Origin of the sequence: Streptomyces sp. NPDC100445 (assembly GCF_044759735.1) — a bacterium.
Classification (GTDB): Bacteria; Actinomycetota; Actinomycetes; order Streptomycetales; family Streptomycetaceae; genus Streptomyces.
This window is the reverse complement of sequence record NZ_JBIVZV010000013.1, coordinates 134,778-157,263: the sequence shown is the minus strand read 5'-3', so window position 1 is coordinate 157,263 and position 22,486 is coordinate 134,778. Positions and strand designations below refer to the sequence as shown.

Here is a 22,486-nt window from a genome sequence, read left to right as displayed (position 1 = left end):
CCTGAGAGGGATTGACGCATAGTGCTCGACGTCAACTTCTTCGACGAGCTCCGGATCGGTCTGGCCACCGCTGACGACATCCGTCAGTGGAGCCACGGCGAGGTCAAGAAGCCCGAGACCATCAACTACCGCACCCTCAAGCCCGAGAAGGACGGACTCTTCTGCGAGAAGATCTTCGGTCCGACCCGGGACTGGGAGTGCTACTGCGGCAAGTACAAGCGCGTCCGCTTCAAGGGCATCATCTGTGAGCGCTGCGGCGTCGAGGTCACTCGCGCCAAGGTGCGTCGTGAGCGGATGGGCCACATCGAACTGGCCGCCCCCGTCACGCACATCTGGTACTTCAAGGGCGTTCCCAGCCGGCTGGGCTACCTGCTCGACCTGGCTCCCAAGGACCTCGAGAAGGTCATCTACTTCGCGGCGTACATGATCACGTACGTCGACGAGGAGCGTCGTACCCGCGACCTGCCCTCGCTGGAGGCGCACGTCTCCGTCGAGCGTCAGCAGATCGAGAACCGCCGGGACGCCGACCTGGAGACCCGCGCCAAGAAGCTCGAGACAGACCTGGCCGAGCTCGAGGCCGAGGGTGCCAAGGCCGACGTGCGCCGCAAGGTGCGCGAAGGCGCCGAGCGCGAGATGAAGCAGCTGCGCGACCGCGCGCAGCGCGAGATCGACCGCCTCGACGAGGTGTGGAACCGGTTCAAGAACCTCAAGGTCCAGGACCTCGAGGGCGACGAGCTGCTCTACCGCGAGCTGCGTGACCGCTTCGGCACGTACTTCGACGGCTCGATGGGTGCCGCGGCGCTCCAGAAGCGCCTGGAGTCCTTCGACCTCGACGAGGAGGCCGAGAAGCTCCGCGAGATCATCCGCACGGGCAAGGGCCAGAAGAAGACCCGTGCCCTGAAGCGGCTGAAGGTCGTCTCCGCGTTCCTCCAGACCTCCAACAGCCCCAAGGGCATGGTCCTGGACTGCGTCCCGGTCATCCCGCCGGACCTGCGTCCGATGGTGCAGCTGGACGGTGGCCGCTTCGCGACCTCCGACCTGAACGACCTGTACCGCCGAGTCATCAACCGCAACAACCGCCTGAAGCGGCTTCTCGACCTCGGCGCGCCCGAGATCATCGTGAACAACGAGAAGCGCATGCTCCAGGAGGCCGTCGACGCGCTCTTCGACAACGGCCGCCGCGGCCGCCCGGTCACGGGTCCCGGCAACCGTCCGCTGAAGTCGCTGTCCGACATGCTCAAGGGCAAGCAGGGCCGCTTCCGCCAGAACCTGCTCGGCAAGCGAGTCGACTACTCGGCGCGTTCCGTCATCGTCGTCGGCCCGCAGCTGAAGCTGCACCAGTGCGGTCTGCCCAAGGCGATGGCGCTGGAGCTCTTCAAGCCGTTCGTGATGAAGCGCCTGGTCGACCTGAACCACGCGCAGAACATCAAGAGCGCCAAGCGCATGGTGGAGCGCGGCCGCACCGTCGTGTACGACGTCCTCGAAGAGGTCATCGCCGAGCACCCGGTGCTGCTGAACCGTGCCCCCACCCTGCACCGCCTCGGCATCCAGGCCTTCGAGCCGCAGCTGGTCGAGGGCAAGGCCATCCAGATCCACCCGCTCGTCTGCACCGCGTTCAACGCGGACTTCGACGGTGACCAGATGGCCGTGCACCTGCCGCTGTCCGCGGAGGCGCAGGCCGAGGCCCGCATCCTGATGCTGTCCTCGAACAACATCCTCAAGCCGGCCGACGGCCGCCCGGTGACGATGCCGACCCAGGACATGGTCCTCGGTCTGTTCTTCCTCACCACCGACGGCGAGCTGCGTGACACCAAGGGCGAGGGCCGTGCGTTCGGCTCCTCGGCCGAGGCGATCATGGCGTTCGACGCCGGCGAGCTGGCGCTCCAGTCGCAGATCGACATCCGCTTCCCGGTGGGCACCATCCCGCCGCGCGGCTGGACCCCGCCGGCCCGCGAGGAGGGCGAGCCCGAGTGGCAGCAGGGTGACTCGTTCCGGCTGCGCACGACCCTGGGCCGCGCGCTCTTCAACGAGCTGCTGCCCGAGGACTACCCGTTCGTCGACTACTCGGTGGGCAAGAAGCAGCTCTCCGAGATCGTCAACGACCTGGCCGAGCGCTACCCCAAGGTCATCGTGGCGGCGACGCTCGACAACCTGAAGGCGGCCGGCTTCTACTGGGCGACCCGTTCCGGTGTCACCGTGGCCATCTCCGACGTCGTCGTTCCCGAGGCGAAGAAGGAGATCGTCAAGGGCTACGAGGCGCAGGACGAGAAGGTCCAGAAGCAGTACGAGCGCGGTCTGATCACCAAGGAAGAGCGCACGCAGGAGCTCATCGCGATCTGGACCAAGGCGACCAACGAGGTCGCCGAGGCGATGAACGAGAACTTCCCCAAGACCAACCCCATCTTCATGATGGTCGACTCGGGTGCCCGAGGAAACATGATGCAGATGCGGCAGATCGCGGGTATGCGTGGTCTGGTGTCGAACGCGAAGAACGAGACCATCCCGCGTCCGATCAAGGCCTCGTTCCGTGAGGGCCTGTCCGTGCTGGAGTACTTCATCTCCACCCACGGTGCCCGTAAGGGTCTGGCGGACACCGCCCTGCGTACCGCCGACTCGGGTTACCTCACCCGTCGTCTGGTCGACGTCTCGCAGGACGTCATCATCCGCGAGGAGGACTGCGGCACCGAGCGCGGTCTCAAGCTCGTCATCGCGGAGCGCGGCGCGGACGGCGTGCTGCGCAAGGCGGAGGACGTCGAGACGTCCGTGTACGCGCGCTGCCTCGCCGAGGACATCGTCGTCGACGGCAAGGTGCTGGCCCCGGCCGGCACCGACCTGGGCGACGTGCTCATCGACGAGCTGGTCCGGCACGGCGTCGAGGAGGTCAAGACCCGCTCGGTCCTGACCTGCGAGTCCGCCGTCGGCACCTGCGCGATGTGCTACGGCCGTTCGCTGGCCACCGGCAAGCTGGTCGACATCGGTGAGGCGGTCGGCATCATCGCCGCCCAGTCCATCGGTGAGCCCGGCACCCAGCTGACGATGCGTACCTTCCACACCGGTGGTGTGGCCGGTGACGACATCACGCAGGGTCTGCCGCGTGTCGTCGAGCTGTTCGAGGCCCGTACGCCGAAGGGTGTCGCCCCGATCTCCGAGGCCTCCGGCCGCGTCCGGATCGAGGAGACCGAGAAGACGAAGAAGCTCGTCGTGACCCCGGACGACGGCAGCGACGAGACGGCGTACCCGATCTCCAAGCGCGCCAAGGTCCTGGTCCGCGAGGGCGACCACGTCGAGGTCGGCCAGCAGCTCACCGTGGGTGCCACCAACCCGCACGACGTGCTGCGCATCCTGGGTCAGCGTGCCGTCCAGGTCCACCTGGTCGGCGAGGTCCAGAAGGTCTACAACTCGCAGGGCGTGTCGATCCACGACAAGCACATCGAGATCATCATCCGGCAGATGCTGCGCCGTGTGACGATCATCGAGTCCGGCGACGCCGAGCTGCTGCCCGGCGAGCTGGTCGAGCGCTCCCGCTTCGAGCAGGAGAACCGTCGTGTGGTCCAGGAGGGCGGTCACCCGGCCTCCGGTCGTCCGCAGCTGATGGGTATCACCAAGGCCTCGCTGGCGACGGAGTCCTGGCTGTCGGCCGCCTCCTTCCAGGAGACGACCCGAGTGCTGACGGACGCGGCGATCAACGCCAAGTCCGACAGCCTCATCGGCCTCAAGGAGAACGTCATCATCGGTAAGCTCATCCCGGCCGGTACGGGTCTGTCCCGCTACCGCAACATCCGGGTGGAGCCCACCGAGGAGGCCAAGGCCGCGATGTACTCGGCCGTCGGTTACGACGACATCGACTACTCGCCGTTCGGCACCGGCTCCGGCCAGGCCGTCCCGCTGGAGGACTACGACTACGGTCCGTACAACCAGTAAGCGAGCATGAGCCGGAGGGCGGTCATCCCGTGGACGGGGTGGCCGCCCTCCGGCATGGGCGGGGGGCGTCGGGGGCCGGACGCCGGCCGCGGGCGGGTCGGAGACCCGGCGGCGCCCGGAAGGCCGCGGTGCACCGTCCTGACGTGCAGCGGGACCCGCGCGGGCGTACTGTCAAGGTCCGGCGTGTCGGTGTGGACCCCATTTGTTTTGACCGCAGCCGATGAGGTAGGTACGCTCATACCTTGTGCCTGGGGTGTGCCCTGGCTCCTGTGCGTGCCTGTGAACCGCATGGCGAGCCGTGAGCGGCCACCGCGATCTGCGCCCTTTCCGCCTCGCGGCGGGGATCCGGCGGATCCGACACACCCGACCGCGTGGGTCGGTGACGTTCCAGGTTAGCTTCACCATTCGGCACACAGAAACCGGAGAAGTAGTGCCTACGATCCAGCAGCTGGTCCGGAAGGGCCGGCAGGACAAGGTCGAGAAGAACAAGACGCCCGCTCTCGAGGGTTCTCCTCAGCGTCGTGGCGTCTGCACGCGTGTGTTCACGACCACCCCGAAGAAGCCGAACTCGGCCCTGCGTAAGGTCGCGCGTGTGCGTCTGACCAGCGGGATCGAGGTCACCGCCTACATTCCGGGTGAGGGACACAACCTGCAGGAGCACTCCATCGTGCTCGTGCGCGGCGGCCGTGTGAAGGACCTGCCCGGTGTTCGCTACAAGATCATCCGCGGTTCGCTCGACACCCAGGGTGTCAAGAACCGCAAGCAGGCCCGCAGCCGCTACGGCGCCAAGAAGGAGAAGTAAGAATGCCTCGTAAGGGCCCCGCCCCGAAGCGCCCGGTCATCATCGACCCGGTCTACGGTTCTCCTCTTGTCACGTCGCTGATCAACAAGGTGCTGCTGAACGGCAAGCGCTCCACCGCCGAGCGCATCGTCTACGGTGCCATGGAGGGTCTGCGCGAGAAGACCAGCAACGACCCGGTCATCACGCTCAAGCGCGCGCTCGAGAACATCAAGCCGACCATCGAGGTCAAGTCCCGCCGTGTCGGTGGCGCGACCTACCAGGTGCCGGTCGAGGTCAAGCCGGGCCGTGCCAACACCCTGGCGCTGCGCTGGCTCGTCGGTTACTCCCGCGCCCGTCGCGAGAAGACCATGACCGAGCGTCTGCTGAACGAGCTCCTCGACGCGTCCAACGGCCTCGGCGCCGCTGTGAAGAAGCGTGAGGACACCCACAAGATGGCCGAGTCCAACAAGGCCTTCGCGCACTACCGCTGGTAGTCGCTACCCACATCGAGACCGAGAGAAGACTGAAGCCTTATGGCTACCACTTCACTTGACCTGGCCAAGGTCCGCAACATCGGGATCATGGCCCACATCGACGCGGGCAAGACGACCACCACCGAGCGGATCCTGTTCTACACCGGTGTGTCGTACAAGATCGGTGAGGTCCACGACGGCGCCGCGACCATGGACTGGATGGAGCAGGAGCAGGAGCGTGGCATCACGATCACCTCTGCTGCCACCACCTGTCACTGGCCGCTGGAGGACGTCGACCACACGATCAACATCATCGACACCCCGGGCCACGTCGACTTCACCGTAGAGGTGGAGCGCTCGCTGCGCGTGCTCGACGGTGCCGTGACGGTGTTCGACGGCGTCGCCGGCGTGGAGCCGCAGTCCGAGACCGTGTGGCGTCAGGCCGACCGCTACGGCGTCCCGCGCATCTGCTTCGTCAACAAGCTCGACCGGACCGGTGCCGAGTTCCACCGCTGCGTCGACATGATCACTGACCGCCTCGGCGCTCAGCCGATCGTCATGCAGCTCCCGATCGGTGCCGAGGCCGACTTCAAGGGCGTCGTCGACCTCGTGACGATGAAGGCCCTCGTCTGGTCCGCCGAGGCGACCAAGGGCGAGATGTACGACACCGTCGACATCCCGGCCACGCACACCGAGGCCGCCGAGGAGTGGCGCGGCAAGCTGCTCGAGGCCGTCGCGGAGAACGACGAAGAGATCATGGAGCTGTACCTGGAGGGCGAGGAGCCTTCCGTGGAGCAGCTGTACGCCGCGGTCCGTCGTATCACCATCGCCTCCGGCAAGGGCACCGGCACCACGGTGACCCCGGTGTTCTGCGGCACCGCGTTCAAGAACAAGGGCGTCCAGCCCCTGCTCGACGCGGTCGTGCGCTACCTGCCGTCCCCGGTCGACATCGAGGCCATCGAGGGCCACGACGTCAAGGACCCGGAGACGGTCGTCAAGCGCAGGCCGTCCGACGACGAGCCGCTGTCGGCGCTGGCGTTCAAGATCATGAGCGACCCGCACCTCGGCAAGCTCACCTTCGTCCGCGTGTACTCCGGTCGCCTGGAGTCCGGCACCTCGGTGCTGAACTCCGTCAAGGGCAAGAAGGAGCGCATCGGCAAGATCTACCGCATGCACGCGAACAAGCGTGAGGAGATCGACGCGGTGGGCGCCGGCGACATCGTCGCGGTCATGGGTCTGAAGCAGACCACGACCGGTGAGACGCTGTGCGACGACAAGCAGCCGGTGATCCTGGAGTCCATGGACTTCCCGGCGCCGGTCATTCAGGTCGCCATCGAGCCGAAGTCCAAGGGCGACCAGGAGAAGCTGGGCGTCGCGATCCAGCGCCTGGCCGAGGAAGACCCGTCCTTCCAGGTCCACTCGGACGAGGAGACCGGCCAGACCATCATCGGTGGCATGGGCGAGCTGCACCTCGAGGTGCTGGTCGACCGCATGCGCCGTGAGTTCCGGGTCGAGGCCAACGTCGGCAAGCCGCAGGTGGCCTACCGTGAGACGATCCGCAAGGCCGTCGAGCGCGTCGACTACACCCACAAGAAGCAGACCGGTGGTACCGGTCAGTTCGCGAAGGTGCAGATCGGCATCGAGCCGCTCGAGGGTGGCGACACCTCGTACGAGTTCGTGAACAAGGTGACCGGTGGCCGCATCCCGAAGGAGTACATCCCTTCGGTGGACGCCGGTGCGCAGGAGGCCATGCAGTTCGGCATCCTCGCCGGCTACGAGATGACCGGCGTGCGCGTCATCCTCCACGACGGCGCCTACCACGAGGTCGACTCCTCCGAGCTCGCCTTCAAGATCGCCGGTTCGCAGGCCTTCAAGGAGGCCGCGCGCAAGGCCAGCCCCGTGCTGCTCGAGCCGATGATGGCCGTCGAGGTCACCACGCCCGAGGACTACATGGGTGAGGTCATCGGCGACATCAACTCCCGCCGTGGTCAGATTCAGGCCATGGAGGAGCGGGCTGGTGCCCGCGTCGTGAAGGGCCTCGTGCCCCTGTCGGAGATGTTCGGCTACGTCGGCGACCTCCGCAGCAAGACGTCGGGTCGCGCAAGCTACTCGATGCAGTTCGACTCCTACGCCGAGGTTCCGCGGAACGTCGCCGAGGAGATCATCGCGAAGGCCAAGGGCGAGTAACGCACCGCGTTAACACGCCGTAGGCTTGACTCCGGAGCCTCAAGGGGCAAACAGCCGCAAACGCGGATGTTCGCCCCGGGTTCCGGGCCTTTACAGCAAAGATCACCTGGCGCCGATGAAGTAAGGCGTACAGAACCACTCCACAGGAGGACCCCAGTGGCGAAGGCGAAGTTCGAGCGGACTAAGCCGCACGTCAACATCGGCACCATCGGTCACATCGACCACGGTAAGACGACCCTCACGGCCGCCATTACCAAGGTGCTGCACGACGCGTACCCGGACCTGAACGAGGCCACCCCGTTCGACAACATCGACAAGGCGCCCGAGGAGCGCCAGCGCGGTATCACCATCTCCATCGCGCACGTCGAGTACCAGACCGAAGCGCGTCACTACGCCCACGTCGACTGCCCGGGTCACGCGGACTACATCAAGAACATGATCACGGGTGCGGCCCAGATGGACGGCGCCATCCTCGTGGTCGCCGCCACCGACGGCCCGATGCCGCAGACCAAGGAGCACGTGCTCCTGGCCCGCCAGGTCGGCGTCCCCTACATCGTCGTCGCCCTGAACAAGGCCGACATGGTGGACGACGAGGAGATCCTGGAGCTCGTCGAGCTCGAGGTCCGTGAGCTCCTCTCCGAGTACGAGTTCCCCGGCGACGACCTCCCGGTCGTCAAGGTGTCCGCTCTGAAGGCCCTCGAGGGCGAGAAGGAGTGGGTGGACTCGGTCCTCAACCTGATGAACGCGGTGGACGAGTCGATCCCGCAGCCGGAGCGCGAGGTCGACAAGCCGTTCCTCATGCCGATCGAGGACGTCTTCACGATCACCGGTCGCGGTACGGTCGTCACCGGCCGTATCGAGCGTGGTGTCCTGAAGGTCAACGAGACCGTCGACATCATCGGCATCAAGACCGAGAAGACCACCACCACGGTCACCGGTATCGAGATGTTCCGCAAGCTGCTCGACGAGGGTCAGGCCGGTGAGAACGTCGGTCTGCTCCTCCGTGGCATCAAGCGCGAGGACGTCGAGCGCGGCCAGGTCATCATCAAGCCGGGTTCGGTCACGCCGCACACCGACTTCGAGGCCCAGGCCTACATCCTCTCCAAGGACGAGGGTGGCCGCCACACGCCGTTCTTCAACAACTACCGTCCGCAGTTCTACTTCCGGACGACGGACGTGACCGGCGTGGTGACCCTCCCCGAGGGCACCGAGATGGTCATGCCGGGTGACAACACCGAGATGAAGGTGGAGCTCATCCAGCCCGTCGCCATGGAAGAGGGCCTGAAGTTCGCCATCCGTGAGGGTGGTCGCACGGTGGGCGCCGGCCAGGTCACCAAGATCGTCAAGTAAGCTCCGCTTGCTTCCGGTCACCAGTTGACCTAGGGGAGGCCCGTACGACTCCGGTCGTACGGGCCTCCTCTGTTTGCCCCCCACGCCTACCCGACGCGCGAAGGCACGGGGGCGCAGCCCTGCCATCGCTTGGACCGCCTGCATGGCCGCGCCGGGCCAAGCTGCGGCCCAGATGTCACGTGGCCCGGACGCGGGCCTCACAGGCCGCGTGGAGGCCGTCCGGACCGTGACCGTGACCGGGCCCGTACATCGGTGCCGGCGCGCATCAGACGCATGGGCCGGTGACCGCGGCCCGCCGCATCCCCGATGGCTCCTCACGCGCCTGAAGTGCGACGGCCTGGACCGGCCGGCGCCGCCGAGGTTCCGGAGGTGGTGCTCATGAGGCTGTCCCGGGCGGCGTCGGTCGTCGCCGTGACGGTCGCGTCCGTGGCCCTGGCGGCGTGTGGGGCGGGGCGGACGGGAAGCAGTGGCGGGAGCACACCCAGGGAGCGGGGCACCATGGACGAACGGCAGGACCCCGAGCGCGCCGAGGAGATCACCCGTCAGGCCGTCGAGGCCATGTCTCCCGAGCCGACCCTCAAGCGCGCCCCGCTGACGCCGCTCGGCGCGTGCCTCGCCGACGACCACGGCTCCGTCGGGCGGTCGCAGGTCCGTCCGACGTACGACCTGACCGGAGTGCCCACCGGCCAGGCCAAGAGCCTCGTCCGACAGCCCGGGGACGCCTGGGTGAAGCAGGGCTACAAGTTCCGGTCGTCGGACGCCGATTGGTCCGGCCCCTTCCCCACGGTGGGCATGCGCACCGAACCCGACGACTTCTGGATGGATGCCATCACCGGTGTCCTGGACAAGGCGAAGAAGGAAGGCGCCGCGTCCCTCAGCGTCACCTCGCCGTGTTTCACGCCCGGCGACACCGCCACCACGGCCGACCCCGCCTCGCTCCGCCGGACCACCGCTGACGAACAGGCCGAGCGCCGTGCTCTCGAGCACTCCAGCCGCCTCTACGACGCGCTCCGGCTGCCGCACACCCGCGCCCGGGAGGGCGACGGACTGGCCACCTACCAGGAGGACGACGTGGTCTATGCCCACCACGCCTGGTCGACGCGGCCACTGTCGGAGGACGTCCTCGCTCGATGGAACGGGCGTACGCCCACCTCACGAGCACCGGATGGACGGTGCGGCGCGCTCCCATGACGACGGGCGTCCTCGCACTCATGGCTCGTCACGCCACCGACGGAGCCATGGCGCAGGTGGCTCCCTCCACCGACGGCTCCCTCAGGATCGCGGTGACGACGCCGGCCGTCCGGCCCGCGGCGACGTCGGCGTGACCGCACTCGCGGTCCGACGTGCGCCCGTCTCGGGTTTGACCTACGTCACTCTCGGGGTAATCTCTTCCGCTCGATTGGCGGAGCGGCTGTCCTGTATGGCAGACTGTCCGAGTTGCTCGGTCGAGTGTTGATGCTGCGCGCCTCCCGCCGGGAGGACCGGAAGCGAGTCCCACAGTACTCGTCGTCCTAACTGCCACCACGGCAGCGCTGGGACGGACGTACGGGAATCTTTCGGGAAGTGCGGTGCGGCACCGGCCAGGCACCCGGTGGGCCTTCCGCCTCCGGTCTGCGGTTCCGGAAGGGCCGTGTGCATTCCCCGCAGGGATGTTCGAACAAGGGGCATCCGTGTCAGCGGGAGCGCGACACGCCCGACCGCGTGGGTCGGATGGAAGGGTACGGAACCACCGGGTTCCAGAGCGTGAGAAGAGACAGGACTACTGAGTAGCCATGGCGGGACAGAAGATCCGCATTCGGCTCAAGGCCTACGACCACGAGGTCATCGACTCTTCGGCGAAGAAGATCGTCGAGACGGTGACGCGCACGGGCGCGTCGGTCGCGGGCCCGGTGCCGCTGCCCACTGAGAAGAACGTGTACTGCGTCATCAAGTCGCCGCACAAGTACAAGGACTCGCGCGAGCACTTCGAGATGCGCACGCACAAGCGCCTGATCGACATCCTCGACCCGACTCCCAAGACCGTTGACTCTCTGATGCGACTCGACCTCCCGGCCGGTGTCGACATCGAGATCAAGCTCTGAGGCCGGGTGATCTGAGAGATGACTAAGCAGATCAAGGGCATCCTGGGCGAGAAGCTCGGCATGACGCAGGTGTGGGACGAGAACAACCGTGTTGTTCCGGTCACCGTCGTCAAGGCCGGCCCCAACGTCGTCACCCAGGTCCGTACGAACGATGTCGACGGCTACGAGTCCGTCCAGATCGCTTTCGGCGAGATCGACCCGCGCAAGGTGAACAAGCCCCTCAAGGGCCACTTCGCCAAGGCCGACGTCACTCCCCGCCGCCACCTCGTCGAGATCCGTACCGCTGACGCCAGCGAGTACACCCTCGGCCAGGAGATCACCGCTGAGGTGTTCGAGGCCGGCATCAAGGTCGACGTGACCGGCAAGAGCAAGGGCAAGGGCTTCGCCGGTGTCATGAAGCGTCACAACTTCAAGGGCCTCGGCGCCGGACACGGCACCCAGCGCAAGCACCGCTCGCCCGGCTCCATCGGTGGCTGTGCCACCCCGGGCCGCGTGTTCAAGGGCCTCCGCATGGCGGGTCGCATGGGCAACGAGCGGGTCACCACCCAGAACCTGACCGTCCACGCCGTTGACGCGGAGAAGGGTCTGCTGCTCATCAAGGGCGCGGTTCCCGGTCCGAACGGCGGCCTCGTCCTGGTCCGCACCGCGGCCAAGGGGGCCTGAGGTAACCGATGAGCACTGTTGACATCCTTTCGCCGGCGGGCGACAAGGCCGGTTCCGTCGAGCTCCCCGCGGAGATCTTCGACGTGGAAAAGATCAGCATTCCGCTGATCCACCAGGTCGTCGTCGCGCAGCTGGCCGCTGCCCGCCAGGGCACCCACAAGACCAAGACGCGTGGCGAGGTCCGCGGCGGCGGCAAGAAGCCGTACCGCCAGAAGGGCACCGGCCGCGCCCGTCAGGGTTCGACCCGCGCCCCGCAGTTCGCCGGCGGTGGCGTCGTCCACGGCCCGCAGCCGCGTGACTACTCGCAGCGGACCCCGAAGAAGATGAAGGCCGCGGCCCTGCGCCACGCCCTCACCGACCGGGCCCGCCACAACCGCATCCACGTCGTCTCCGGCGTCGTCGAGGGTGAGAACCCGTCGACGAAGGCCGCCCGGACGCTGTTCGGCAAGATCTCGGAGCGCAAGAACCTGCTCCTGGTCGTCGACCGCGCCGACGAGGCCGCGTGGCTGTCCGCCCGCAACCTGCCCCAGGTCCACATCCTGGAGCCGGGCCAGCTGAACACGTACGACGTTCTCGTCTCGGACGACGTGGTCTTCACCCAGGCCGCTTTCGAGTCCTTCGTGTCCGGCCCGAAGGCCACTGACACCGAAGGGAGCGAGGTCTGATGGCCATCCGTCACCCCGCTATCGCCTCGAAGGCCGCCAAGGCCGCCAAGGCCGCGCGCGTCGCCAAGGCGCGTCGTCACGCCGCCGAGGGCAAGAACACGGTCGAGACCCCGCTGAGCAAGTCGTTCACGGACCCCCGTGACGTGCTGCTCAAGCCGGTCGTCTCCGAGAAGAGCTACGCGCTCCTCGACGAGAACAAGTACACGTTCATCGTCGCCCCGGGCGCCAACAAGACCCAGATCAAGCAGGCCGTCCAGGCGGTCTTCGACGTCAAGGTCACCGGGGTCAACACGATCAACCGCCAGGGCAAGCGCAAGCGCACGAAGACCGGTTTCGGTCAGCGGGCCGGCAGCAAGCGCGCGATCGTGACCCTCGCCGAGGGCGACCGTATCGACATCTTCGGCGGTCCGACCGCCTGAGGGCGGTCCGGATCGTCCGATATCGGACGAGGACTGAGAAATGGGAATCCGCAAGTACAAGCCGACTACGCCGGGCCGTCGTGGCGCCAGCGTCGCCGACTTCGTCGAGGTCACGCGGTCCACGCCGGAGAAGTCGCTGGTCCGTCCCCTGCACAGCAAGGGCGGCCGTAACAACGCCGGTCGTGTGACCGTTCGCCACCAGGGTGGCGGACACAAGCGCGCCTTCCGAGTGATCGACTTCCGTCGTCACGACAAGGACGGCGTGCCGGCGAAGGTCGCGCACATCGAGTACGACCCCAACCGCACCGCGCGCATCGCGCTGCTGCACTACGCGGACGGCGAGAAGCGCTACATCCTCGCCCCGCGCAACCTCCAGCAGGGCGACACCGTGGAGAACGGTCCCGGGGCCGACATCAAGCCGGGCAACAACCTGGCCCTCCGCAACATCCCGGTCGGTACCACGATCCACGCGATCGAGCTCCGTCCCGGTGGCGGTGCCAAGTTCGCCCGCTCCGCCGGCGCCTCGGTGCAGCTCCTCGCGCGTGAGGGCGCCATGGCGACCCTCCGTATGCCGTCCGGCGAGATCCGCATGGTGGACGCGCGCTGCCGCGCCACCGTCGGTGAGGTCGGCAACGCCGAGCAGAGCAACATCAACTGGGGCAAGGCGGGCCGCAAGCGGTGGCTGGGCGTTCGCCCGACCGTCCGTGGTGTGGTCATGAACCCGGTCGACCACCCGCACGGTGGTGGTGAGGGCCGGACCTCCGGTGGTCGCCACCCCGTGTCCCCGTGGGGCAAGAAGGAAGGCCGTACTCGTTCGCCCAAGAAGGCGTCGAACAAGTACATCGTCCGCCGCCGCAAGACGAACAAGAAGCGCTAAGGACGGGTTGAGATGCCTCGTAGCTTGAAGAAGGGGCCCTTCGTCGACGACCACCTGATCAAGAAGGTGGACACGCAGAACGAAGCCGGCACCAAGAACGTCATCAAGACCTGGTCCCGTCGCTCGATGATCGTCCCGGCGATGCTCGGTCACACGATCGCGGTGCACAACGGCAAGACCCACATCCCGGTGTTCGTCACCGAGTCGATGGTCGGCCACAAGCTCGGCGAGTTCTCGCCGACGCGCACCTTCCGGGGCCACGTCAAGGATGACCGGAAGTCGAAGCGCCGCTAGTAGCGGATCGCATTCAGACACGTAAGTAACTGAAGGGACAACCATGGAAGCCAGGGCCCAGGCGCGGTACATCCGCGTCACGCCCATGAAGGCCCGCCGCGTGGTGGACCTCATCCGTGGCATGGACGCCACGGAGGCCCAGGCCGTCCTGCGATTCGCTCCGCAGGCCGCCTCCGTGCCGGTCGGCAAGGTGCTCGACAGCGCCATCGCCAACGCCGCGCACAACTACGACCACACCGACGTCGACAGCCTCGTCATTTCCGAGGCATACGTCGACGAGGGCCCGACCCTGAAGCGGTTCCGTCCGCGTGCCCAGGGCCGTGCCTACCGGATCCGCAAGCGGACCAGCCACATCACCGTGGTCGTCAGCAGCAAGGAAGGAACCCGGTAATGGGCCAGAAGGTAAACCCGCACGGGTTCCGGCTCGGTGTCACGACCGACTTCAAGTCGCGTTGGTACGCCGACAAGCTGTACAAGGACTACGTCAAGGAAGACGTCGCCATCCGTCGGATGATGACGTCCGGCATGGAGCGCGCCGGCATCTCCAAGGTGGAGATCGAGCGCACCCGTGACCGCGTGCGTGTGGACATCCACACCGCTCGTCCGGGCATCGTCATCGGCCGCCGTGGCGCCGAGGCCGACCGCATCCGCGGTGACCTCGAGAAGCTCACGGGCAAGCAGGTCCAGCTGAACATCCTCGAGGTCAAGAACCCCGAGACCGATGCCCAGCTGGTCGCGCAGGCCGTCGCCGAGCAGCTCTCCTCCCGTGTCTCCTTCCGTCGGGCCATGCGCAAGAGCATGCAGTCCGCCATGAAGGCCGGCGCCAAGGGCATCAAGATCCAGTGCGGTGGCCGCCTCGGCGGCGCCGAGATGTCCCGCTCGGAGTTCTACCGCGAGGGCCGCGTGCCCCTGCACACGCTCCGCGCGAACGTGGACTACGGCTTCTTCGAGGCCAAGACGACCTTCGGCCGCATCGGTGTGAAGGTCTGGATCTACAAGGGCGACGTCAAGAACATCGCCGAGGTCCGCGCCGAGAACGCTGCTGCCCGCGCCGGCAACCGCCCGGCCCGTGGTGGCGCTGACCGCCCGGCCCGTGGTGGCCGCGGTGGCGAGCGTGGCGGGCGCGGTCGCAAGCCGCAGCAGGCTGCCGGTGCCGAGGCCCCCAAGGCCGAGGCCCCCGCGTCCGCTCCGGCTGAGAGCACCGGAACGGAGGCCTGACCGACATGCTGATCCCCCGTAGGGTCAAGCACCGCAAGCAGCACCACCCGAAGCGCCGCGGTCAGGCCAAGGGTGGTACGACGGTCGCGTTCGGCGAGTACGGCATTCAGGCCCTCACGCCGGCTTACGTGACGAACCGCCAGATCGAAGCGGCTCGTATCGCGATGACCCGCCACATCAAGCGTGGCGGCAAGGTCTGGATCAACATCTACCCGGACCGCCCGCTCACGAAGAAGCCTGCCGAGACCCGCATGGGTTCCGGTAAGGGTTCGCCGGAGTGGTGGATCGCGAACGTGCACCCGGGCCGGGTCATGTTCGAGCTGTCCTACCCCAACGAGAAGATCGCCCGTGAGGCCCTGACTCGCGCAGCCCACAAGCTGCCGATGAAGTGCCGGATCGTCAAGCGCGAGGCAGGTGAAGCGTGATGTCGGCCGGTACCAAGGCGTCCGAGCTGCGCGAACTGGGTGACGAGGAGCTGCTGAACAAGCTCCGCGAAGCCAAGGAAGAGCTGTTCAACCTCCGCTTCCAGGCGGCGACGGGTCAGCTCGAGAACCACGGTCGGCTCAAGGCCGTCCGTAAGGACATCGCGCGGATCTACACCCTGATGCGTGAGCGCGAGCTGGGCATCGAGACGGTGGAGAGCGCCTGATGAGCGAGAGCAACGTGACTGAGCAGAACACCGAAGCGCGCGGTTTCCGCAAGACCCGTGAGGGTCTGGTCGTCAGCGACAAGATGGACAAGACCGTCGTCGTCGCCGTCGAGGACCGTGTCAAGCACGCGCTGTACGGCAAGGTCATCCGCCGTACGAACAAGCTCAAGGCCCACGACGAGCAGAACGCCGCGGGTGTCGGCGACCGCGTCCTCCTCATGGAGACCCGGCCGCTGTCCGCGACGAAGCGCTGGCGCGTCGTCGAGATCCTCGAGAAGGCCAAGTAATTCCTGCGGGCAAACCCGCAGGTCAGTTCCGCCAGGCTCGGCAGGGGTCCTCGATCTGAGGCCCCTGCCGGGAACCGGCAGACGATCAGGAGATAGACGTGATCCAGCAGGAGTCGCGACTGCGCGTCGCCGACAACACTGGTGCGAAGGAAATCCTTTGCATCCGTGTGCTCGGTGGCTCCGGTCGCCGCTACGCGGGCATCGGTGACGTCATCGTCGCCACCGTCAAGGACGCGATCCCCGGCGGCAACGTGAAGAAGGGTGACGTCGTCAAGGCGGTCATCGTTCGCACCGTCAAGGAGCGCCGCCGTCCGGACGGCTCGTACATCCGCTTCGACGAGAACGCCGCCGTCATTCTGAAGAACGACGGTGACCCTCGCGGCACCCGCATCTTCGGCCCGGTCGGGCGCGAGCTGCGCGAGAAGAAGTTCATGAAGATCATCTCGCTGGCTCCGGAGGTGCTGTAAGCATGAAGATCAAGAAGGGCGACCTGGTCCAGGTCATCACCGGCAAGGACAAGGGCAAGCAGGGCAAGGTCATTGCCGCTTACCCGCGCGAGGACCGCGTCCTGGTCGAGGGTGTCAACCGGGTCAAGAAGCACACCAAGGCCGGCCCCACCGCCAGCGGTTCCCAGGCCGGCGGCATCGTGACCACCGAGGCCCCGATCCACGTGTCCAACGTTCAGCTGGTCGTGGAGAAGGACGGCAACAAGGTCGTCACGCGCGTCGGTTACCGCTTCGACGACGAGGGCAACAAGATCCGCGTTGCCAAGCGGACGGGTGAGGACATCTGATGGCTACCACCACGACTCCGCGTCTGAAGCAGAAGTACCGCGAGGAGATCGCGGGCAAGCTGCGTGACGAGTTCAAGTACGAGAACGTCATGCAGATCCCCGGTCTCGTCAAGATCGTGGTCAACATGGGTGTGGGCGACGCCGCCCGCGACTCCAAGCTGATCGAGGGCGCCATCCGCGACCTCACCACGATCACCGGTCAGAAGCCGGCCGTCACCAAGGCCCGCAAGTCCATCGCGCAGTTCAAGCTGCGTGAGGGTCAGCCGATCGGTGCCCACGTCACGCTCCGTGGCGACCGCATGTGGGAGTTCCTGGACCGCACCCTGTCGCTCGCGCTGCCGCGCATCCGCGACTTCCGTGGTCTGTCCCCCAAGCAGTTCGACGGCCGCGGCAACTACACGTTCGGTCTCACGGAGCAGGTCATGTTCCACGAGATCGACCAGGACAAGATCGACCGTACCCGGGGCATGGACATCACCGTGGTGACCACGGCGACCAACGACGCTGAGGGCCGCGCGCTCCTTCGTCACCTCGGCTTCCCGTTCAAGGAGGCGTGAGCGAGATGGCGAAGAAGGCTCTGATTGCCAAGGCTGCTCGCAAGCCCAAGTTCGGTGTGCGTGGCTACACCCGCTGCCAGCGCTGCGGCCGCCCGCACTCCGTGTACCGCAAGTTCGGCCTGTGCCGCGTGTGCCTTCGTGAGATGGCTCACCGTGGCGAGCTGCCGGGCGTGACCAAGAGCTCCTGGTAATCCCCTTACAGGGATTCCGGAGACTCTCGGTAAGCAACTGGGTCGGCAGAGGCCCGTCTCCGCATGCCGTAGGCTAGCGGGGTTGGGCGTCTGCCGCCCGTACGACTTACTACGCCGTAGGTCCACCGCGCCGCACCCGTCCCGTCTCGGATCGGGGAGAGGGATGGCGCACCAGGAAACCCCGGCGAGAGAGGCCGAAGGCCAATTCATGACCATGACTGATCCGATCGCAGACATGCTTACGCGTCTGCGGAACGCGAACTCGGCATACCACGACTCCGTGACGATGCCGGCATCGAAGATCAAGTCTCACATCGCGGAGATCCTCCAGCAGGAGGGCTTCATCACGGGCTGGAAGGTCGAGGACGCCGAGGTCGGCAAGAACCTCGTCCTGGAGCTGAAGTTCGGCCCCAACCGTGAGCGCTCCATCGCGGGGATCAAGCGCATCTCCAAGCCCGGTCTCCGGGTGTACGCGAAGTCCACCAACCTGCCGAAGGTGCTGGGCGGCCTCGGCGTGGCGATCATCTCCACGTCGCACGGTCTCCTCACCGACAAGCAGGCCGGCAAGAAGGGCGTGGGTGGGGAAGTCCTCGCCTACGTCTGGTAGCGGAAGGGAACGGAGGAAACAGCTATGTCGCGCATCGGCAAGCTCCCCATCGCGGTTCCCGCCGGCGTGGACGTCACCATCGACGGCCGTACGGTCAAGGTCAAGGGTCCCAAGGGCGAACTGACCCACACCGTCGTGGCACCGATCGAGATCGTCAAGGGTGAGGACGGCGTCCTGAACGTCACCCGCCCCAACGACGAGCGTCAGAACAAGGCCCTCCACGGCCTGTCCCGCACGCTGGTGGCGAACATGATCACCGGCGTGACCACGGGTTACGTGAAGAAGCTCGAGATCAGTGGTGTCGGTTACCGTGTGACCGCCAAGGGTGCGAACCTCGAGTTCGCGCTCGGCTACAGCCACCCGATCACGGTCGAGGCCCCTGAGGGCATCACCTTCAAGGTCGAGGCGCCCACGCGTTTCTCGGTCGAGGGCATCGACAAGCAGAAGGTCGGCGAGGTTGCGGCCAACATCCGCAAGCTGCGCAAGCCCGACCCGTACAAGGCCAAGGGCGTCAAGTACGAGGGCGAAGTCATCCGCCGCAAGGTCGGAAAGGCGGGTAAGTAAGCCATGGCATACGGACAGAAGATCCTCAAGGGCGACGCTTACAAGCGCGCCGCGATCAAGCGTCGCCACATCCGGATCCGCAAGCACATCTCGGGTACGGCTGAGCGTCCGCGTCTCGTCGTGACGCGCTCCAACCGCCACATCGTGGCCCAGGTCATCGACGACATCAAGGGTCACACCCTGGCGTCGGCGTCGACCTTGGACACCACGATCCGCGGTGGCGAGGGCGACAAGTCCGCGCAGGCCAAGCAGGTCGGCGCCCTGGTCGCCGAGCGTGCCAAGGCCGCCGGTGTCGAGGCTGTCGTATTCGACCGTGGTGGCAACCAGTACGCCGGGCGCATCGCCGCTCTGGCGGACGCCGCCCGCGAAGCCGGCCTGAAGTTCTGAGCCGGTTCCGTAGCTAGCGGAAACAGAGAGAGGTAATTCCAATGGCTGGACCCCAGCGCCGCGGTGGCGGTGCCGGTGGCGGCGAGCGGCGGGACCGGAAGGGCCGTGACGGCGGCGCAGCTGCCGCCGAGAAGACCGCGTACGTTGAGCGCGTAGTCGCGATCAACCGCGTCGCCAAGGTTGTGAAGGGTGGTCGTCGCTTCAGCTTCACCGCGCTGGTCGTGGTGGGCGACGGTGACGGCACCGTGGGTGTCGGTTACGGCAAGGCCAAGGAGGTGCCGGCCGCCATCGCCAAGGGTGTGGAGGAGGCCAAGAAGCACTTCTTCAAGGTCCCCCGTATCCAGGGCACCATCCCCCACCCGATCCAGGGTGAGAAGGCTGCCGGCGTCGTGCTGCTCAAGCCCGCGTCCCCGGGTACCGGCGTCATCGCCGGTGGTCCGGTGCGCGCCGTGCTCGAGTGCGCCGGCGTTCACGACATCCTGTCGAAGTCCCTGGGCTCCGACAACGCCATCAACATCGTGCACGCCACCGTGGCGGCCCTGAAGGGTCTCCAGCGTCCCGAGGAGATCGCGGCCCGCCGCGGTCTGCCCCTCGAGGACGTGGCCCCCGCGGCCCTGCTGCGTGCGCGTGCCGGGGCGGGTGCGTAATCATGGCGCAGCTCAAGATCACGCAGGTCAAGTCCTACATCGGCAGCAAGCAGAACCACCGTGACACTCTGCGGTCGCTTGGTCTCAAGGGGATCAACACCGTGGTCGTCAAGGAGGACCGCCCCGAGTTCCGCGGCATGGTGCACACCGTCCGCCACCTCGTGTCGGTCGAGGAGGTCGACTGATCATGGCGGAGAACAACCCGCTGAAGATCCACAACCTCCGTCCCGCCCCGGGCGCCAAGACCGCGAAGACCCGTGTGGGTCGCGGTGAGGCGTCGAAGGGTAAGACGGCCGGTCGTGGTACCAAGGGCACCAAGGCCCGTTACCAGGTTCCGGAGCGCTTCGAGGGTGGCCAGATGCCCCTCCACATGCGTCTCCCGAAGCTGAAGGGCTTCAAGAACCCGTTCAAGACCGAGTACCAGGTCGTGAACCTCGACAAGCTGGCCTCTCTCTACCCCGAGGGTGGTGAGGTCACCGTCGAGTCGCTGATCGCGAAGGGTGCCGTTCGCAAGAACAGCCTCGTCAAGGTCCTCGGCCAGGGCGAGATCTCCGTGGCGCTCCAGGTGACGGTCGACGCCGTCTCCGGCTCCGCCAAGGAGAAGATCACCGCCGCCGGCGGTACGGTCACCGAGCTCGTCTGAGTCGCTCAGGCGACGCCTCGATGACGTAGACGAACCCGACCGGGGATACCTCACAATGAGGTATCCCCGGTTGGTCGTTCCTAGGGAGGCAGTGTCGCCGGTATGGTGGCCTGCACTGTTCTTTTTCGTATTCGTCGAACCTCAGACCGTCACCCTTGACGCAGTTGCGCGGGGGTCGCAGGAGGCACCGTGCTCACCGCGTTCGCCCGGGCGTTCAGGACGCCCGACCTGCGCAAGAAGCTGCTCTTCACGCTGGGCATCATCGTGGTCTACCGGGTCGGTACCCACATCCCGATCCCCGGCGTCAACTACCAGGCCGTCCAGAAGTGTGTGAACGAGGCGTCGGGCAACCAGGGCCTCTTCGGCCTCGTGAACATGTTCAGCGGTGGCGCGCTGCTCCAGATCACGGTCTTCGCGCTCGGCATCATGCCGTACATCACCGCCAGCATCATCCTTCAGCTGCTGACCGTGGTCATCCCGCGCCTGGAGGCCCTGAAGAAGGAGGGCCAGGCCGGCACGGCGAAGATCACGCAGTACACCCGCTACCTGACCGTGGCGCTCGCCATCCTCCAGGGCACCGGCCTGGTCGCCACCGCCCGCAGCGGCGCGCTCTTCAACGGCTGCTCGGTCGCCTCGAGCATCGTGCCCGACCAGGCGATCTTCACGACGATCACCATGGTCATCTGCATGACCGCGGGTACGGCCGTCGTGATGTGGCTCGGTGAACTGGTCACCGACCGCGGTATCGGCAACGGCATGTCGATCCTGATGTTCATCTCGATCGCCGCGACGTTCCCGTCCGCGCTGTGGGCCATCAAGAAGCAGGGCACGCTGGCCGGCGGCTGGATCGAGTTCGGCACGGTCATCGCCGTGGGCCTGGTCATGGTCGCGCTCGTCGTCTTCGTCGAGCAGGCCCAGCGCCGCGTCCCGGTGCAGTACGCCAAGCGGATGATCGGCCGCCGGTCCTACGGCGGTACGTCGACCTACATCCCGCTGAAGGTCAACCAGGCGGGTGTGATCCCCGTCATCTTCGCCTCGTCGCTGCTGTACATCCCGGCGCTGGTGGCCCAGTTCGCGGGGAACGACAAGTCGGGCTGGAAGACCTGGGTGGAGCAGAACCTCACCAAGGGCGACCACCCGATCTACATCACGACGTACTTCCTGCTGATCGTTTTCTTCGCGTTCTTCTACGTGGCGATCTCCTTCAACCCCGAGGAAGTCGCCGACAACATGAAGAAGTATGGTGGCTTCATCCCGGGCATCCGGGCTGGCCGACCGACCGCTGAGTACCTCAGCTACGTGCTCAACCGGATCACCTGGCCGGGTTCGCTGTATCTGGGTCTGATCGCTCTCGTACCGACAATGGCGTTGGTGGGCTTCGGGGCAAGCCAGAACTTCCCCTTCGGCGGGACCAGCATCCTCATCATCGTGGGTGTCGGCCTGGAAACCGTGAAGCAGATCGAGAGCCAGCTCCAGCAGCGCAATTACGAAGGGTTCCTCCGCTGATGCGTATCGTCCTCGTCGGGCCGCCGGGTGCCGGTAAGGGAACGCAAGCCGTACGGCTCGCCGAGAAGCTGGCCATCCCGCACATCTCCACGGGCGACCTGTTCCGGGCCAACATCAGCCAGCAGACCGAGCTGGGCAAGCTCGCGAAGTCCTACATGGACGCCGGCAATCTGGTACCCGACGAGGTCACCATCGCGATGGCCAAGGACCGCATGGAGCAGCCCGACGCCGAGGGCGGTTTCCTGCTGGACGGGTTCCCGCGCAACGTCTCGCAGGCCCAGGCGCTGGACGTGCTGCTGGAGAGCGAGGGCATCACGCTGGACGCGGTCCTCGACCTGGAGGTCCCCGAGGAGGAGGTCGTCAAGCGGATCGCCGGCCGGCGCATCTGCCGCAACGACTCCTCGCACGTCTTCCACGTGACGTACAGCCCCGCGAAGCAGGAGGGCGTGTGCGACGTCTGCGGCGGTGAGCTGTACCAGCGCGACGACGACTCCGAGGACACCGTCCGCAAGCGGCTCGAGGTCTACCACACCCAGACCGAGCCGATCATCGACTACTACAAGTCGCAGGGCCTGGTCCGTACGATCTCCGCCCTGGGCCCGGTGGACGAGATCACGCAGCGGGCGCTGGAGGCCCTCAAGCGCGAGAAGGCCGAGCAGTAGCTCGCGGGCCTCGCCGGCCGCGGTGCCCCCGTCCTCCCGGATGTCGTCCGGGAGACCCCCGGGC

29 protein-coding genes are annotated in these 22,486 nt (G+C 66.6%); all 29 read left to right on the top strand.

Annotation, left to right across the window (positions count from 1 at the left end):
• Nucleotides 1-21 precede the first annotated feature (21 nt).
• Entirely contained in the window at nt 22-3,921 is a 3,900-nt protein-coding gene (locus tag ACIQVT_RS28070; RefSeq protein WP_403759829.1) for a DNA-directed RNA polymerase subunit beta', read from the top strand.
• 430 nt (nt 3,922-4,351) lie between these two features.
• Nucleotides 4,352-4,723, top strand: coding sequence for a 30S ribosomal protein S12 (gene rpsL, locus ACIQVT_RS28065; protein ID WP_003948652.1), 372 nt, complete (start codon nt 4,352-4,354; stop codon nt 4,721-4,723).
• A gap of 2 nt (nt 4,724-4,725) precedes the next feature.
• Entirely contained in the window at nt 4,726-5,196 is a 471-nt protein-coding gene (rpsG, locus tag ACIQVT_RS28060) for a 30S ribosomal protein S7 (RefSeq protein WP_121787381.1), read from the top strand.
• Nucleotides 5,197-5,235: 39 nt separating this feature from the next.
• Nucleotides 5,236-7,362 carry an elongation factor G gene (gene fusA, locus ACIQVT_RS28055; RefSeq protein WP_403759825.1) on the top strand — a complete coding sequence of 709 codons (2,127 nt, stop codon included), beginning with the start codon at nt 5,236-5,238 and terminating at the stop codon, nt 7,360-7,362.
• A gap of 156 nt (nt 7,363-7,518) precedes the next feature.
• A complete protein-coding gene (gene tuf, locus ACIQVT_RS28050; RefSeq protein ID WP_403759822.1) occupies nt 7,519-8,712 on the top strand; it encodes an elongation factor Tu in 1,194 nt (397 codons plus the stop codon).
• A gap of 498 nt (nt 8,713-9,210) precedes the next feature.
• A complete protein-coding gene (locus ACIQVT_RS28045) occupies nt 9,211-9,903 on the top strand; it encodes a hypothetical protein (RefSeq protein WP_403759819.1) in 693 nt (230 codons plus the stop codon).
• A gap of 581 nt (nt 9,904-10,484) precedes the next feature.
• On the top strand, nt 10,485-10,793 hold the full coding sequence (rpsJ, locus tag ACIQVT_RS28040) for a 30S ribosomal protein S10 (RefSeq protein ID WP_003948644.1): 309 nt from the start codon (nt 10,485-10,487) through the stop codon (nt 10,791-10,793).
• Nucleotides 10,794-10,811: 18 nt separating this feature from the next.
• Nucleotides 10,812-11,456: a 50S ribosomal protein L3 gene (gene rplC / locus ACIQVT_RS28035; RefSeq protein WP_356818731.1), complete on the top strand. Its 645-nt coding sequence runs from the start codon at nt 10,812-10,814 to the stop codon at nt 11,454-11,456.
• 8 nt (nt 11,457-11,464) lie between these two features.
• Nucleotides 11,465-12,121: a 50S ribosomal protein L4 gene (gene rplD / locus ACIQVT_RS28030; RefSeq protein WP_403759814.1), complete on the top strand. Its 657-nt coding sequence runs from the start codon at nt 11,465-11,467 to the stop codon at nt 12,119-12,121.
• Nucleotides 12,121-12,540, top strand: a complete 420-nt coding sequence (gene rplW, locus ACIQVT_RS28025; RefSeq protein ID WP_121787376.1) for a 50S ribosomal protein L23 — start codon at nt 12,121-12,123, stop codon at nt 12,538-12,540. The genes rplD and rplW overlap by 1 nt, the downstream gene beginning before the upstream one ends.
• 40 nt (nt 12,541-12,580) lie before the next feature.
• Nucleotides 12,581-13,417 carry a 50S ribosomal protein L2 gene (gene rplB, locus ACIQVT_RS28020; protein ID WP_189268841.1) on the top strand — a complete coding sequence of 279 codons (837 nt, stop codon included), beginning with the start codon at nt 12,581-12,583 and terminating at the stop codon, nt 13,415-13,417.
• Nucleotides 13,418-13,429: 12 nt separating this feature from the next.
• Entirely contained in the window at nt 13,430-13,711 is a 282-nt protein-coding gene (gene rpsS, locus ACIQVT_RS28015; RefSeq protein ID WP_003974263.1) for a 30S ribosomal protein S19, read from the top strand.
• Nucleotides 13,712-13,754: 43 nt separating this feature from the next.
• Nucleotides 13,755-14,102 carry a 50S ribosomal protein L22 gene (gene rplV / locus ACIQVT_RS28010; RefSeq protein ID WP_026252021.1) on the top strand — a complete coding sequence of 116 codons (348 nt, stop codon included), beginning with the start codon at nt 13,755-13,757 and terminating at the stop codon, nt 14,100-14,102.
• A complete protein-coding gene (rpsC, locus tag ACIQVT_RS28005; protein ID WP_116148545.1) occupies nt 14,102-14,929 on the top strand; it encodes a 30S ribosomal protein S3 in 828 nt (275 codons plus the stop codon). The genes rplV and rpsC overlap by 1 nt, the downstream gene beginning before the upstream one ends.
• A gap of 5 nt (nt 14,930-14,934) precedes the next feature.
• The gene (gene rplP, locus ACIQVT_RS28000) at nt 14,935-15,354 is read left to right on the top strand and encodes a 50S ribosomal protein L16 (RefSeq protein WP_004927269.1); all 420 of its coding nucleotides are present in this window, start codon (nt 14,935-14,937) and stop codon (nt 15,352-15,354) included.
• Nucleotides 15,354-15,578 (top strand): 50S ribosomal protein L29, encoded by a 225-nt coding sequence (gene rpmC, locus ACIQVT_RS27995; RefSeq protein ID WP_005481220.1) that lies wholly within the window; start codon nt 15,354-15,356, stop codon nt 15,576-15,578. The genes rplP and rpmC overlap by 1 nt, the downstream gene beginning before the upstream one ends.
• Nucleotides 15,578-15,865: a 30S ribosomal protein S17 gene (gene rpsQ, locus ACIQVT_RS27990; RefSeq protein WP_030641193.1), complete on the top strand. Its 288-nt coding sequence runs from the start codon at nt 15,578-15,580 to the stop codon at nt 15,863-15,865. The genes rpmC and rpsQ overlap by 1 nt, the downstream gene beginning before the upstream one ends.
• A 98-nt stretch (nt 15,866-15,963) precedes the next feature.
• Complete coding sequence (gene rplN, locus ACIQVT_RS27985) at nt 15,964-16,332, top strand: 50S ribosomal protein L14 (RefSeq protein ID WP_003998823.1); 369 nt, start codon at nt 15,964-15,966, stop codon at nt 16,330-16,332.
• Nucleotides 16,333-16,334: 2 nt separating this feature from the next.
• Nucleotides 16,335-16,658, top strand: a complete 324-nt coding sequence (gene rplX / locus ACIQVT_RS27980; protein WP_310764877.1) for a 50S ribosomal protein L24 — start codon at nt 16,335-16,337, stop codon at nt 16,656-16,658.
• Entirely contained in the window at nt 16,658-17,215 is a 558-nt protein-coding gene (gene rplE, locus ACIQVT_RS27975; protein WP_023547375.1) for a 50S ribosomal protein L5, read from the top strand. Before rplX ends, rplE begins: the two co-directional genes overlap by 1 nt.
• 5 nt (nt 17,216-17,220) lie before the next feature.
• On the top strand, nt 17,221-17,406 hold the full coding sequence (locus ACIQVT_RS27970; RefSeq protein ID WP_003948630.1) for a type Z 30S ribosomal protein S14: 186 nt from the start codon (nt 17,221-17,223) through the stop codon (nt 17,404-17,406).
• 208 nt (nt 17,407-17,614) lie between these two features.
• A complete protein-coding gene (gene rpsH / locus ACIQVT_RS27965) occupies nt 17,615-18,013 on the top strand; it encodes a 30S ribosomal protein S8 (RefSeq protein ID WP_007384075.1) in 399 nt (132 codons plus the stop codon).
• Between the two features lie 24 nt (nt 18,014-18,037).
• Complete coding sequence (gene rplF / locus ACIQVT_RS27960) at nt 18,038-18,577, top strand: 50S ribosomal protein L6 (protein WP_403759797.1); 540 nt, start codon at nt 18,038-18,040, stop codon at nt 18,575-18,577.
• 3 nt (nt 18,578-18,580) lie between these two features.
• Nucleotides 18,581-18,964 carry a 50S ribosomal protein L18 gene (rplR, locus tag ACIQVT_RS27955; RefSeq protein WP_356818725.1) on the top strand — a complete coding sequence of 128 codons (384 nt, stop codon included), beginning with the start codon at nt 18,581-18,583 and terminating at the stop codon, nt 18,962-18,964.
• A 41-nt stretch (nt 18,965-19,005) separates the two neighbouring features.
• Nucleotides 19,006-19,611, top strand: a complete 606-nt coding sequence (rpsE, locus tag ACIQVT_RS27950) for a 30S ribosomal protein S5 (RefSeq protein WP_016645168.1) — start codon at nt 19,006-19,008, stop codon at nt 19,609-19,611.
• Between the two features lie 2 nt (nt 19,612-19,613).
• Entirely contained in the window at nt 19,614-19,796 is a 183-nt protein-coding gene (gene rpmD, locus ACIQVT_RS27945; protein ID WP_039656212.1) for a 50S ribosomal protein L30, read from the top strand.
• Nucleotides 19,797-19,798: 2 nt separating this feature from the next.
• On the top strand, nt 19,799-20,254 hold the full coding sequence (gene rplO, locus ACIQVT_RS27940; protein WP_121787371.1) for a 50S ribosomal protein L15: 456 nt from the start codon (nt 19,799-19,801) through the stop codon (nt 20,252-20,254).
• A 189-nt stretch (nt 20,255-20,443) separates the two neighbouring features.
• The gene (gene secY, locus ACIQVT_RS27935; protein WP_356818721.1) at nt 20,444-21,760 is read left to right on the top strand and encodes a preprotein translocase subunit SecY; all 1,317 of its coding nucleotides are present in this window, start codon (nt 20,444-20,446) and stop codon (nt 21,758-21,760) included.
• The gene (locus tag ACIQVT_RS27930; protein WP_403759791.1) at nt 21,760-22,422 is read left to right on the top strand and encodes an adenylate kinase; all 663 of its coding nucleotides are present in this window, start codon (nt 21,760-21,762) and stop codon (nt 22,420-22,422) included. The genes secY and ACIQVT_RS27930 overlap by 1 nt, the downstream gene beginning before the upstream one ends.
• Nucleotides 22,423-22,486 lie beyond the last annotated feature (64 nt).